This window comes from Bradyrhizobium monzae (assembly GCF_021458635.1).
Taxonomy (GTDB): Bacteria; Pseudomonadota; Alphaproteobacteria; order Rhizobiales; family Xanthobacteraceae; genus Bradyrhizobium.
Map to the genome: position 1 here is coordinate 366,085 of NZ_JAIRDQ010000002.1, position 12,749 is coordinate 378,833.

Genomic DNA, 12,749 nt, shown 5'->3' on the forward strand with positions numbered 1-12,749 from the left:
CGCCCTACTCCGCCGCCTGGCGCACGTGACGCGCGGTCGGGGTGCGCATCGTCACCAGCTCTTCGGCCGCGGTCGGATGCAGCGCGATGGTCGCGTCGAAATCGGCTTTCGTCGCCTTCATCTTCACCGCGATCGCGACGACTTGCGTGACCTCGGCGGCGCAATCGCCGACGATGTGACAGCCGAGCACGCGATCGGTCGAACCGTCGACGATGAGCTTCATCAGCACGCGGGTGTCGCGGCCGGACATCGTCGCCTTGATCGGGCGGAACGTCGTCTTGTAGATGTCGACATGGCCATACTGCGCGCGCGCTTCGGTTTCCGTCAGGCCGACCGTGCCGACCTCCGGCTGCGAGAACACCGCGGTCGGGATATACGAATGATCGACCTGCATCTCGCGCTTGCCGAACACGGTGTCGGCGAAAGCGTGGCCTTCGCGGATCGCGACCGGCGTCAAATTGTGGCGATGGGTGACGTCACCGATCGCGTAGATGCTGTCGACAGAGCTCTTGGAGAAATGATCGACCGCGATGCCGCCATTGTTCGGGTTGATGGCGACGCCGGCCTTCTCGAGGCCGAGATTGGCCACGGCCGGATGACGGCCGATCGCGAACATCACCTGGTCGGACGCGAGGCTCGATCCGTTCGACAGATGCGTGGTGAATTCCTCGCCATTGTGATCGACATGGCGATCGACCTTGTTCACCGTGCAGCCCGTGAGAATGGTGATGCCCTGCTTCTCCATCTCGCTGCGGACGTGCGCGCGGACGTCTTCGTCGAAGCCGCGCAGGATGTTGTCGCCGCGATAGATCACGGTGACGTCGGAGCCGAAGCCGGCGAAGATGCCGGCGAACTCCAGCGCGATGTAGCCGCCGCCCTGGATCACGATCCGCTTCGGCAGTTTCTTCAGGTGAAATGCCTCGTTGGACGAGATCACATGCTCGATGCCGGGAATCGAGGCGCCATGGTTCGGCGCGCCGCCGGTGGCGATGAGGATGTATTTCGCGGTGATCTTCCTGTCGTCCGAGAGCAGGCGGACGGTGTGCTTGTCCTCGATCACGGCGCGGCTCTTCACGACCTGCGCGCCCGACTTCTCGACGTTGGTCGTGTAGATCGCCTCCAGCCGGGCGATCTCCTTGTCCTTGTTGGCGATCAGCGTCGGCCAGTCGAAGGTCACGGGCGGAACGGTCCAGCCGAAGCCGGCGGCGTCCTCGAAGTCATGACGGAAATGCGAGCCCATCACCAACAGCTTCTTCGGCACGCAGCCGCGGATCACGCAGGTGCCGCCCATGCGGTACTCTTCCGCGATCATCACGCGGGCGCCGTAGCCGGCCGCGATGCGGGCGGCGCGCACGCCGCCCGAACCGCCACCGATGACAAAGAGGTCGACGTCGAATTCAGCCATTGTCCACTCCGACCTCTTCAACCCGAACCGCGACGCGCTTTGGGGCTTTCTGATCAGCTATCCTGTCAGATAGGTACCGTCACATTTCCTTGCCACGCTTGCGCATCTCGGCGCGGAAGGCAGCCATGACGACCTCGGAGAAGTTCCGCGCCCAATCGTTCATGACCTGCATGCTGAGGCTGATGGCCTTGGGCTCGTTGGCGATCAGCTTCTGGCCGAGCGGCGACTTGTAGAACACGACGAGATCCTTCAGCTCCTGCTCGGTGAACTCGCCGGCATAGACCCCCACCATGCCGTCGCCGATCTCCTGCTCGCGGCCGGCGAGCTGCTTGGCGACGATCGGGGCGAGCTCGTTGAGATCCTTCTGGTAGTTGAGGTTCTGTCCGATCAGCGTGCCCTTGACCTTGTCCACCATGCCGGGCACGGCGTTGGCGTACATCGCGCTGGCATTCTTCAGCGTCAAAATCTCCTTCGCCGCGGCAAGCGACGCTGGAGACGGTGCCGCCGGCTGCTGCTGCGCGATCGCCGGCGCGGTCCCCAGTGCCAGCGCGAAGGCGAGGCACGCAGCGGGCACGATCTTCAAGACGCTCTTCATTTCCAGTCTCCTTTCGGCTTTCGCCGTTCAATCACGCGAATTCCCTCGCCGCCCGCCAAAACAGCCGAGCTGGCCAAGCCGATGAACAACCCATGCTCGACCACGCCGGGGATCGCGCTCAACGCCTTGGCGAGGCTGGCCGGATCCACAATACGTCCGAGCTGGGCATCGACGATCCAGTGGCCGCCATCGGTGACGAAAACGTGGCCATCCTCGACCCCGCCTTTGGCCTTGCGAACCGCCATTTGCCCGGAAACGCCGCATTCCGCAAATGCCTTCTCGATCGCCCGACGCGTCGCGCCAAGCCCGAACGGAATGACTTCGATAGGCAGCGGAAAGCGGCCGAGCGTCGGCACCCATTTTGTGTCGTCGGCAATCACGATCATGCGATCCGAGGCGGCCGCCACGATCTTCTCGCGCAGCAGCGCACCGCCACCGCCCTTGATCAAATTGAGCTCGGGATCGATCTCGTCGGCGCCGTCGACTGTAATGTCGAGATGGTCGATCTGATCGAGCGTGGTCAGTGGCACGCCGCAGCGCTCCGCATCGGCGCGCGTCGTCTCGGAGGTCGGCACGCCGATCACCTTGAGGCCGGCGGCGACGCGTTCGCCCAGCAGCTCGACGAAATGCTTCGCGGTCGAGCCGGTGCCGAGGCCGAGCTGCATGCCGTCACGCACCTCTTGCAGCGCGCGCGCCGCAGCCTGCCGTTTCAACTGGTCCATGTTCACGTTCGGGCGCGCCTCTCAGGTCAGGAGTGCCGCCGGTATCGTCGGTTGCGGCGGGCCTATGTAGCCTCGTTTTTCCCCGGAGAACAGGGTCTGGGAACAGGCCCATTAGCCGATCTTATGGCCCCGCCCCTTGCGCCAATACGGCCGGGCCGCTAGCGCTTGAACCATGACCGCCTCCCAGAAGAGCTCCCCCTACACCCTCGTCTTCGATCTCGACGGCACGCTTGTGGATACGGCGCCCGACCTGATCACCGCGCTGAATTACGTGCTCGACCGCGAAGGCCTGCCTCCCGTGCCGATGGCCTCGGCCCGCAACATGATCGGCGCCGGCGCCCGCAAGCTGATCGAGCGGGGCCTGGAGGCCGAGGGCCGCACGGTCACGCCTGCCGACATGGACCGGCTGACGGCAGATTTCATCGCCTATTACGCCGACCATATCGCGGTCGAATCGCGGCCCTTCGAGGGGCTGCTGAACGCGCTCGACCTGTTTGCGGCCCAGGGCCATCGTCTCGCGGTCTGCACCAACAAGCTGGAATGGCTGTCGAGGCGGCTGTTGGACCAGCTCGACCTGAGCCGGCGGTTCGCGGCGATCTGCGGCGCGGACACTTTTGGGGTCCAGAAGCCCGATCCGACCATTTTCCGCGAGACCGTGGCGCGGGCCGGCGGCGAGGTCAAAGCCAGCATCATGGTCGGCGACGCCGGAACCGATGTCGGGGTGGCCCGGCGCGCCGGGGTGCCTGTGATCGGGGTCAGTTTCGGCTACACGGACGTGCCGATCGCCGATCTGAAGCCGGACCGGCTGATCCATCACATGCGCGACCTGCCCGCCGCCGCCCACAGCCTGATGATGGCTTAGCCCCGGGCAAGGCTCTGACACAGCTGGCTTATTCCGGGGAACCCTGCGTTAACCATCTATTAACTATGCGCGGTCCGCCGGTTGCTTGCCCCAGGCGACGACCCTAAGGTCCGCGCGGGGTTATGTGGCGGTTCGTCGCAGTGGAAGTGGATGGTCATGCGTCGTGTCATCGCGATTGCGTTAGCGGGAGCGAGCCTGCTGGGGGCAACAAGCCTTGGTGGCTGCTCCTCGATGTCTTGGGACATGCTCAAATCGGCGCCCCCGACCGTTCAGGTCCGGCTCGAATCCAATCCTCCGGGCGCCGACGCGCGGACCTCGCTCGGTCCGGGCTGCAAGACCCCCTGCTCCGTCTCGGTCCCCGCGCCGGAGGCTCCGTTCACGGTCGACTACGTCCTCAACAAGTACCAGCCGACCAGCGTACCGGTGAACGTGATCAAGAATCCCGGCGATTTCACCACGCCTGCCACGGTGACCACCGATCCGAACCCGGTGTTCGCGGAGCTCCAGCTGGCGGTGCCGCCCAAGCCGGTGAAGAAGAAGCCGCACCGGCCGAGCAAGCCGAAACCGGCCGCAGCCGCGCCCGCCGCGGCGCCGGCCGATGCTGCAGCGCCCGCAGCCGGTTCTGCGTTCCCCGATCCGAACGCGGGCAAGCGTTGATCCAATCGTTAATCTACGTATACCACCCGATTGTCCTCGGCGCGTCCGATGCTTAGATTGCGTCCAGGGCTTCGCTGAAGCAAAGGTGCGCCCGTCGCCGTAAGTGACAAGGCAGTTGGTATGAACGGATCTCCTGCGACCTCTCTGGCTACAGCGAGCCCCGGCGCCGCGCTGTCGAGCGCGATGACCGATCCGTTCGGGCGGACCATCTCCTACCTGCGCGTCTCGGTCACCGATCGCTGCGACCTGCGCTGCTTCTATTGCATGTCGGAAGACATGACGTTCCTGCCCAAGGCCGACCTGCTGACGCTCGAGGAACTCGACCGGCTCTGCTCGGCCTTCATCGCCAAGGGCGTGAAGAAGCTGCGGCTCACCGGCGGAGAGCCGCTGGTCCGGCGCAACGTGATGTCGCTGGTCCGCTCGCTGTCGCGCCATCTCACGAGCGGCGCGCTGGGCGAGCTGACGCTGACCACCAACGGCACGCAACTCGCAAAACATGCCCAGGAGCTCGCCGATTGCGGCGTCCGCCGCATCAACGTCTCGCTTGATACGCTCGATCCCAGGAAGTTTCGCGAGATCACGCGCTGGGGCGAGATCGACAAGGTGCTGGAGGGCATCGAGGCCGCGCGCGCCGCAGGCCTCGCGGTGAAGATCAACGCAGTCGCGCTGAAGAACTTCAACGAGGATGAACTCCCCGATCTCTTGCGCTGGGCTCACGGCAAGGGCATGGGGCTGACCCTGATCGAGGTGATGCCGATGGGCGAGATCGGCTCGGGCCGCATCGACCAGTATCTGCCGTTGTCGCTGGTGCGCGCGCGGCTCGCCCAGCAATTCACGCTGACGGACCTGGCCGAGAGCACCGGCGGACCGGCGCGCTATGTCAGCGTTGCCGAGACCGGCGGCAAGCTCGGCTTCATCACGCCGATGACCCATAATTTCTGCGAATCCTGCAACAGGGTGCGTATCACCTGCACGGGCACGCTGCACACCTGCCTCGGTCACGAGGATGCCTCCGATTTGCGCAAACCTCTGCGTGCATCGAACGATGACATGCTGCTTGCCGCGAGCATCGACCGCGCCATCGGGCTGAAGCCCAAGGGCCACGATTTCATCATCGACCGCCGCCACGACCGCCCCAGCGTCTCCAGGCATATGAGCGTCACCGGCGGCTGAGGATTCGCGGGCCGCCGGCTGCCTTAAGCTTTTGAGCGCGCGTCAATTTGCCCATTTTCCGATTGACGGCGCACAAGCCCGCTGATTTGGTGCCCTCGCCTTTGCTTGCCCGGCAGCAATAAGCCGGCCCGCCCCGTTGGCGGTCGCGGTCAAGACGGCAAGGCACGAGGGGAGGACTGACGCCGCAATCGCTTTCGGACCGGAATCCGTGCGGTCGCGTGCTTTTTGCACGCGGGCCCAGCGATGCGTGCTGAAGCCTCCCGTAAAGTGTTAGGCCGCGACGGAGAGAAGTAAGATGCGTCCATTGCTGGCGTTGAGCAACGCCATCGACGCCCTCAATGAAAAGATTGGGTACGTCTGTAACCTGCTCGTGCTTCTCGCCTGTCTGGTCAGCGCGGCCAACGCCATGATCCGCTACGCCTTCAGCTACTCGTCGAACGGGTGGCTGGAGCTGCAATGGTACATGTTCGCGATCCTGGTGATGTTCGGATCGGCCTACACCTTCAAGCGCAACGAGCATGTGCGCGTCGAGATCTTCTATCTGACCCTGTCCGAGCGCGGCCAGCTCTGGCTCGACATGATCGGCACGCTGTTCTTCCTGATCCCCTCCTGCCTCCTGCTGGCCTATCTGTCCTGGCCCTTCTTCATGCAGGCCTACAGCGTCAACGAGATGTCGGGCAATGCCGGCGGCCTGGTCCGCTGGCCCATCAAGTTCGTGATTCCCTCGGGCTTCGTGATGCTGGCATTGCAGGGAGTTTCCGAAGTCATCAAGCGTATCGCGGCTCTCCAGGGCTATGTGACGATCGACGCCAAGTACGAGAGGCCGACCCAATGATTACGCTGGAGATGATGCCGCCGTTGATGTTCGGCGGCCTGGTTCTGGCGATGCTGATCGGCTTCCCCGTCGCGTTCACGCTCGCGGCGGTCGGCCTCTCATTCGGCTTCCTCGCCATCCATCTCGGATTCTTCGACCTCAACTTCCTGCAGGCGATCCCCGGCCGCGTGTTCGGCAGCGTGCTTTCCAACGAGCTGCTGCTCGCGATCCCGTTCTTCACCTTCATGGGCGCCATATTGGAGAGATGCGGATTAGCCGAGGACATGCTGGATTCGATGGGCCAGCTGTTCGGCCCGGTCCGCGGCGGTCTCGGCTATTCCGTCATCATCGTCGGCTTCATCCTCGGCGCCATCACCGGCACGGTGGCGGCGCAGGTCATCGCCATGGCGCTGATCTCGATGCCCGTGATGATCCGCTACGGCTACAACATGCGCTACATCACCGGCGTGCTGGCGGCCTCCGGCACCATCACGCAGCTGGTGCCGCCCTCGCTGGTGCTGATCGTGCTCGCCGACCAGCTCGGCAAGTCGGTCGGCGACATGTATCTCGGCGCCTGGGGTCCCTCGGTGTTCCAGATCATGCTGTTCGCCGGCTACACTTTCGTCCTCGGCCTGATCAAGCCGGAGCACGTGCCGCCCGTGCCGCTCGAAGCACGCACGCTGACCGGCTGGGCGCTGTGGAAGAAGTGCCTGATGGGCATCATCCCCTCGGCCGTTCTCATTTTCGTCGTGCTCGGCACCATGATGATGGGCCTTGCGACCCCGACGGAAGCCGGCGCCATGGGCGCTGTCGGCGCCATCGTGCTCGCCGCGATCCACCACAAGGACTTCACCTCGACCGACCGCAAGATCCTGATCGTCGGCGTGATCGCCGCCGGCCTCGGCACCATCGTCGCGATGCTGTTCACCGAGAATTTGGTCTTCAAGCTCGCCTTCGCCGTGACGTATCTGGCGGTGGCCTGGATCTGCATCTCGGCGGCACGCATTCCCGACCTGCGCGACCTCATCAAGCAGGGTTACGAATCCACCATGCGCCTCACCTGCATGGTCACGTTCATCCTGATCGGCTCGACCTGCTTCTCGGTGGTGTTCCTCGGCGTCTCCGGCGGCGTCTGGCTCGAGCATCTCCTGACCTCGCTGCCCGGCGGCGTCTGGGGCTTCCTGATCTTCATCAACCTCTTCATCTTCTTCCTGGCGTTCTTCCTCGACTTCTTCGAGATCGCCTTCATCATCCTGCCGATGATCGCGCCGATCGCGCAGAAGATTCTCGGACCCGTCGTCGGCGACGGGCCCGCGCTGATCTGGTTCGGCGTCATGCTCTGCGTCAACATGCAGACCTCGTTCCTGCATCCGCCGTTCGGCTTCGCGCTGTTCTACTTACGCGGCGTCGCGCCGAAGGAAGTGAAGAGCTCGGACATCTATTGGGGCGCGATGCCCTGGATCGGCCTGCAGATGATCATGGTGCTGATCGTGATCGCTTTCCCGATCACGGTGACGGGCCTGCTGGACAAGCCGGTCAATGTCGACCTCGACAAGGTCAGGATCGAGGTGCCGCAGATCGACCTGCCGCCGCTGGATCTCGGCCCGCCGCAGAAATAGCGGTTGCCTCTCGCCATCATGCTCCGTTTCGGCGGAGCATGATGCGCGTGACAGGCGCGGCAAACAGGGGCATACCGGGCCGTCATCCAACCGATGGATCCCGCCTATGCTCCGATCGCACCACGCTTCCTCGCTCGCCGGTTCCCTAGTCGCCTCGCTCTGGCTCGCCTGTGCCGCCACCATCGCGCATGCCGAGCCCGTGGCCGAGGTTCATGCGCTGGCGCAGAAGGAGCAGCAGCCGCTGCTCGACACGCTGCGCGACCTCGTCAGCATCGAATCCGGCAGCAAGGATTTCGAGGGCCTCAACCTGATCGCGGGCCGCGTGGCTGACCAGCTCAAGCAGATCGGCGGCACGGTCGAGATCCTGCAGCCGACCGATATCTATCGCCTCGACGACACGCCGGAGAAGATCGGCCCGGCCGTGCACGCCGTCTTCAAGGGCACCGGCAGCAAGAAGATCATGCTGATCGCCCACATGGACACGGTGTACCTGAAGGGCATGCTGAAGGACCAGCCGTTCCGCATCGACGGCGACAAGGCCTACGGCCTCGGCATTGCCGACGACAAGCAGGGCGTCGCGCTGATTCTCCACACCGTGGCGATGCTGCAGAAGCTCAATTTCAAGGACTACGGCACCCTCACCGTGCTGACCAACGGCGACGAAGAGATTTCCTCGCCCGGCTGGCGCGGCACCATCACCAAATTCGCCGCCGATCAGGACGTCGTGTTCTCGTTCGAGGGCGGCGGCACCGACGGCACGCTGCGGCTCGCCACTAGCGGCATCGGCTCGGCCTATCTCACGGTGACCGGCAAGTCCTCGCATGCGGGCGCGCGGCCGGAGGGCGGCATCAATGCGCTTTACGAGCTCTCGCACCAGGTGCTGCAGATGAAGGACCTGTCCAAGCCCGAGCAGGGCCTGAAGCTGAACTGGACAGTCGCCAAGGCCGGCACCAACCGCAACGTGATCCCGGCTGAGGCCACCGCGCAGGCCGATGCGCGCGCGCTCAAGGTGTCGGATTTCGACGAGCTGGAGAAGGCGCTGCAAGACAAGATCAAGAACCGCCTGCTGCCCGATTCCAAGGTCGCGCTGAAATTCGAGGTGCGCCGTCCGCCGCTCGAGGCCAACGACGCCTCGCGCCGCGTCGCGGCCTACGGCAAGACGATCTACGAGGAGATCGGGATGCCCCTCAAGGTCGACGAGAAGGCGACCGGCGGCGGCACCGATGCCGCTTTTGCCGCGCTGAAGACCAAGGGCGCCGTGGTCGAAGGCATGGGCCTGTCGGGCTTCGGCGCGCATTCCAACGACGCCGAATACGTGAAGCTCGACACCATCGTGCCGCGTCTCTATTTGACCACGCGCATGATCATGGATCTGTCCACCGGCAAGCTGAAATAACGGTCAGCGTCGATCGGGGGCGGAGGAATTTTCCCCCGCCAGCCTGAACCGCAGCGTGAACTCGGCGCCGCCGCCGGGGAGATTGTCCACCGCAACCGTTGCGGCGTGATCGTCGGCGACGCCACGCACGATCGAAAGTCCCAGGCCTGCGCCGTCGCTGCGTTGGCGATCCCGGCGCCAGAAGCGCTGGAAGATCAGCTCGCGTTCGGCTTCCGTGACACCCGGGCCGCAATCGCGCACGCGCACTGAACCGTCGTCGCCGACCTCGACGTCGACCGACGTCTCCTTCGCGGTGAACTTGATGGCATTTTCGGCGAGGTTGAAGACCGCGCGCTGGAGCATCTCGAAATTGCCGTGGATCATCACCGGCGCGTCGGCGCCCCGGAGCGCGATGTCCTTGTGCTGTGCGATCGCGAACGGTGCGATCGCGGCCACGACTTCGGCGCACACGGCGCGCAAATCCGCGGTCTCATCGGGATCGAGCACCAGCGTGTCGAGCTCGGCGATCTCCAGCAGCTGGGCGACGATCCGGCTCATGCCCGCGATGTCGTCATGCAGCGCCTGCCTTGCCGCGCCATCGCCGAGCGTCTCGATCCGCGTGCGCAGGATCGCAAGCGGCGTGCGCAGTTGATGGGCGGCATCGGCCGTGAACTGGCGCTGCACGCGAAAACCGTCCTCGAGACGATCGAGCGCCTGGTTGACGGCGGTGACGAGCGGCATGATCTCGCGCGGAATCTGCTCGGTCGGCAGGCGGATGTCGGTGCGCGACGGGCCGATATTGCTGGCCTCCTCCGAGGCCATCCAGAGCGGCGCGATCGCGCGGCGGAAGATGATGATATCGATGGCGAGCAGGATCAGGAGAATGGGGATGGTGATCCACCCGACCCGGCGGAAGAAGTTGGACACGATGTCGTCGGTGATGACGTCGCGATGCGACAGATCCTCCGCCACCTGAATGCGAAAGGTGGTGTCGCCGATCGTCTGGGTCACGTCAGCGCCGGAAATGGACTCCGATCCAACGTCACCGGTCTTCTTGTGCGACGAGAACAGCAGGCGGCCGTCGGCATCGCGGATGTCGTACTGGTAGCGGCCATAGGCTTCCGAATAGAGACCGCGAAGGCTCTCGGGCAGATTGAACGTCACCTTGCCGTCGGGCCGGACCGCGATACGCTCGGCCAGCGTCTCGGCCTGGGCGCGCATCGCCGCGCGATGCAACTGGTCGATCTCGGAGTCCAGCAGCCAGAACAACACCAGCGGCAGGAAGATCGCGACCACCGCGACCGCGATGATGTGCAGGAACACGATGCGCGAGATCAGCGATTTGAACGACGGCCTGGCGAACGACCCGGCGCGAAACCCGACTCGGGCCACGCTATTTCTCCTCGGCCATCATGTAGCCGACGCCGCGGATGGTGTGGATCACGACCTTGGCGCCATGTTCAGTGAGTTGCTTGCGCAGCCGGGAGACATACACCTCGACCGCGTTCGAGGCGACCTCGCCCTCGAGCCCGAAGATGTGATCTTCGACATTCTTCTTCGGCACCACCCGCCCCTGCCGGCGCAGCAAAATCTCCAGCACCGAGGTCTCGCGCGACGAGATGATCCGCGGCTTGTCGTCGATGAAGATCTGGCGGCTCTCGGTGTCGTAGACGAGATTGGCGAGCCGCAGCGATCGTCCGAGCAACTGGCCCGGACGACGCAGGATCGCCTCGAGCCGCGCCACCAGCTCCTCCATCGCGAACGGCTTTGCCAGGTAGTCGTCGGCGCCGCTGCGCAAGCCGTTGACGCGATCCTGCACGCCACCGCGGGCGGTCAGCACCAGCACCGGCAGCGGCTCCATCTGCCGCCGCAATTCGCGCAACACCGACAGGCCGTCGCCGTCGGGCAGGCCGAGATCGAGGATCATCGCGGCATAGCTGACATTGTGCACCGCCTCGCGCGCCTCCTCGGTGGAGCCCACGATGTCGCTCTCATAGCCGGCCGCCGCCAGCCCGCTGGCCACGAGCCGCGACAGCTCGACATTGTCCTCGACGATAAGAAGGCGCATCGCATATCCGGTGAAAACATGCGGCTCGCGCCGCATCTTCGTTCTCTTCCACCATCTATGGGGTTTCGGCCAGCAAAAAGGCGAACCTCACCGCCTTTTGCCCCCTGTCAGGTTTATGTAAGCTAACCGAGCGTGCTCGGGAGCTCGCGTATGCGTGGCGACACGCAAAAAGCCTCGGAGCCTTCGCTCAGAGGCTTTCGCAACACGAATGCAGCTCAGCTCTGCGAGTGACGCGCCATGAAGATGTCGTAGCCGACTTCTCCGACCTGGAACCAGGCATAGCTGTCGTTGGAGAACTTGGTCAGGGACTCGTAGACCTTCTTGAAGTTCGGGTTGGTCGCCGAAACCTCGTCGTGCAGCTCTTTCGCGGCCTTGTAGCAGGCATCCATGATCGGCGGCGGGAACGCGTGCAGCTTGGTGCCGTTGGCCAGCAGCTTCTTCAACGCCAGCGGATTGGCCTGGTCGTAGCGCGCCATCATGTAGTTGTTGGAGTAGTGGCCGGCCTGCATGAGCACGCTCTGGTAATATTTCGGCAGCGCATTCCATTTGTCGAGGTTGACGTAGGCGAGCAGCATCGGGCCGCCTTCCCACCAGCCGGGATAGTAATAGTGCGGCGCGATCTTGTAGAAGCCGAGCTTCTCGTCGTCATAGGGGCCGACCCATTCGGCGGCGTCGATGGTGCCCTTCTCCAGTGCCGGATAGATGTCGCCGCCAGCGAGTTGCTGCGGCACCACGCCGAGCTTCTGGAGCACGCGGCCGGCAAAGCCGCCGATGCGGAATTTCATGCCCCTGAGATCGTCGGGTGTATTGACCTCTTTCCGAAACCAGCCGCCCATCTGGCAGCCGGTGTTGCCGGCCAGCAGCGAGATGACGTTATAGCTCTTGTAGAAGTCGTTGAGGATCTCGCGCCCGCCACCCAGCATGTACCAGGCCTGGTTGATGCGCATGTTGGGACCGAACGGCACCGACGAGCCGAAGGTGAAGGTCGGGTCTTTGCCGAAATAGTAGTAGGACGCGGTGTGGCCGATCTCGCAGGTGGCGTTCTGCACGGCGTCCAGCACCTGCAAGCCCGGCACGATCTCGCCGGCCGCGAACGTCTGGATCTGGAATTTGTTGTCGGTCGCCTCCGCAACCATCTTGCTCATCATCTCCGCGCCGCCATAGAGCGTGTCGAGCGATTTCGGCCAGCTCGTCGGCATGCGCCATTTGATCTCCGGCATCGACTGCGCGATTGCGGGAGCGGCCAACGTGGCAGCGCCTGCCGCACCAAGCCCTGTGACCTTGATGAAGTCTCGTCTCTTCATGATTTTCCTACCCTGATGGATGGTGATTGTGGGCCTTCTTCTCGAGGCTTGAGGCCAGCATGGCGCAAGGTCGGAGCGAATGCCATGGTGATCGCACTGCGGTAAAGGAAAAGCCGGCTGCGCAAACGAGGCCAACTTAGGTCTTATGACCTAAG

At 64.2% G+C, this 12,749-nt stretch carries 12 protein-coding genes; 6 read left to right on the forward strand and 6 right to left on the reverse strand.

From position 1 onward, the window contains the following. Nucleotides 1-4: 4 nt before the first annotated feature. The 3 genes from gor to rpiA all read right to left on the reverse strand — a co-directional run bounded on the left by gor (nucleotide 5) and on the right by rpiA (nucleotide 2,728). Complete coding sequence (gene gor, locus K3F49_RS10930) at nucleotides 5-1,405, reverse strand: glutathione-disulfide reductase (protein WP_234680929.1); 1,401 nt, start codon at nucleotides 1,403-1,405, stop codon at nucleotides 5-7. 79 nt (nucleotides 1,406-1,484) lie between these two features. Then, nucleotides 1,485-2,000 carry a DUF2059 domain-containing protein gene (locus K3F49_RS10935; protein ID WP_234680930.1) on the reverse strand — a complete coding sequence of 172 codons (516 nt, stop codon included), beginning with the start codon at nucleotides 1,998-2,000 and terminating at the stop codon, nucleotides 1,485-1,487. Next, entirely contained in the window at nucleotides 1,997-2,728 is a 732-nt protein-coding gene (rpiA, locus tag K3F49_RS10940; RefSeq protein ID WP_234680931.1) for a ribose-5-phosphate isomerase RpiA, read from the reverse strand. Before rpiA ends, K3F49_RS10935 begins: the two co-directional genes overlap by 4 nt. 166 nt (nucleotides 2,729-2,894) lie before the next feature. Here rpiA and K3F49_RS10945 point away from each other — a divergent pair, with 166 nt between their 5' ends. The 6 genes from K3F49_RS10945 to K3F49_RS10970 all read left to right on the forward strand — a co-directional run bounded on the left by K3F49_RS10945 (nucleotide 2,895) and on the right by K3F49_RS10970 (nucleotide 9,243). After that, nucleotides 2,895-3,584: an HAD-IA family hydrolase gene (locus tag K3F49_RS10945; RefSeq protein WP_234680932.1), complete on the forward strand. Its 690-nt coding sequence runs from the start codon at nucleotides 2,895-2,897 to the stop codon at nucleotides 3,582-3,584. Between the two features lie 156 nt (nucleotides 3,585-3,740). Then, nucleotides 3,741-4,241 carry a hypothetical protein gene (locus tag K3F49_RS10950; RefSeq protein ID WP_234680933.1) on the forward strand — a complete coding sequence of 167 codons (501 nt, stop codon included), beginning with the start codon at nucleotides 3,741-3,743 and terminating at the stop codon, nucleotides 4,239-4,241. 120 nt (nucleotides 4,242-4,361) lie between these two features. Next, a complete protein-coding gene (gene moaA, locus K3F49_RS10955; protein WP_234680934.1) occupies nucleotides 4,362-5,414 on the forward strand; it encodes a GTP 3',8-cyclase MoaA in 1,053 nt (350 codons plus the stop codon). Between the two features lie 295 nt (nucleotides 5,415-5,709). Next, a complete protein-coding gene (locus K3F49_RS10960) occupies nucleotides 5,710-6,249 on the forward strand; it encodes a TRAP transporter small permease subunit (RefSeq protein WP_234680935.1) in 540 nt (179 codons plus the stop codon). Then, complete coding sequence (locus K3F49_RS10965; RefSeq protein WP_234680936.1) at nucleotides 6,246-7,847, forward strand: TRAP transporter large permease; 1,602 nt, start codon at nucleotides 6,246-6,248, stop codon at nucleotides 7,845-7,847. Before K3F49_RS10960 ends, K3F49_RS10965 begins: the two co-directional genes overlap by 4 nt. A gap of 106 nt (nucleotides 7,848-7,953) precedes the next feature. After that, nucleotides 7,954-9,243 (forward strand): M20/M25/M40 family metallo-hydrolase, encoded by a 1,290-nt coding sequence (locus K3F49_RS10970; RefSeq protein WP_234680937.1) that lies wholly within the window; start codon nucleotides 7,954-7,956, stop codon nucleotides 9,241-9,243. Nucleotides 9,244-9,246: 3 nt separating this feature from the next. Here K3F49_RS10970 and K3F49_RS10975 read toward each other — a convergent pair whose 3' ends face one another. From K3F49_RS10975 to K3F49_RS10985, 3 genes are all read right to left on the reverse strand, one after another. Then, nucleotides 9,247-10,614, reverse strand: coding sequence for a sensor histidine kinase (locus K3F49_RS10975; RefSeq protein WP_234680938.1), 1,368 nt, complete (start codon nucleotides 10,612-10,614; stop codon nucleotides 9,247-9,249). Nucleotide 10,615: 1 nt separating this feature from the next. Further along, nucleotides 10,616-11,290, reverse strand: coding sequence for a response regulator transcription factor (locus K3F49_RS10980; RefSeq protein WP_234680939.1), 675 nt, complete (start codon nucleotides 11,288-11,290; stop codon nucleotides 10,616-10,618). Nucleotides 11,291-11,505: 215 nt separating this feature from the next. Continuing rightward, on the reverse strand, nucleotides 11,506-12,594 hold the full coding sequence (locus tag K3F49_RS10985; protein WP_234680940.1) for a TRAP transporter substrate-binding protein: 1,089 nt from the start codon (nucleotides 12,592-12,594) through the stop codon (nucleotides 11,506-11,508). Nucleotides 12,595-12,749: the final 155 nt, after the last annotated feature.

Bases quoted from the DNA above. Each gene is read 5' to 3' on its own strand.
- gor (WP_234680929.1), bottom strand. From the start codon at position 1,405: ATGGCTGAATTCGACGTCGACCTCTTTGTCATCGGTGGCGGTTCGGGC.
- K3F49_RS10935 (WP_234680930.1), bottom strand. From the start codon at position 2,000: ATGAAGAGCGTCTTGAAGATCGTGCCCGCTGCGTGCCTCGCCTTCGCG.
- K3F49_RS10945 (WP_234680932.1), top strand. From the start codon at position 2,895: ATGACCGCCTCCCAGAAGAGCTCCCCCTACACCCTCGTCTTCGATCTC.
- K3F49_RS10950 (WP_234680933.1), top strand. From the start codon at position 3,741: ATGCGTCGTGTCATCGCGATTGCGTTAGCGGGAGCGAGCCTGCTGGGG.
- moaA (WP_234680934.1), top strand. From the start codon at position 4,362: ATGAACGGATCTCCTGCGACCTCTCTGGCTACAGCGAGCCCCGGCGCC.
- K3F49_RS10960 (WP_234680935.1), top strand. From the start codon at position 5,710: ATGCGTCCATTGCTGGCGTTGAGCAACGCCATCGACGCCCTCAATGAA.
- K3F49_RS10965 (WP_234680936.1), top strand. From the start codon at position 6,246: ATGATTACGCTGGAGATGATGCCGCCGTTGATGTTCGGCGGCCTGGTT.
- K3F49_RS10970 (WP_234680937.1), top strand. From the start codon at position 7,954: ATGCTCCGATCGCACCACGCTTCCTCGCTCGCCGGTTCCCTAGTCGCC.
- K3F49_RS10980 (WP_234680939.1), bottom strand. From the start codon at position 11,290: ATGCGCCTTCTTATCGTCGAGGACAATGTCGAGCTGTCGCGGCTCGTG.
- K3F49_RS10985 (WP_234680940.1), bottom strand. From the start codon at position 12,594: ATGAAGAGACGAGACTTCATCAAGGTCACAGGGCTTGGTGCGGCAGGC.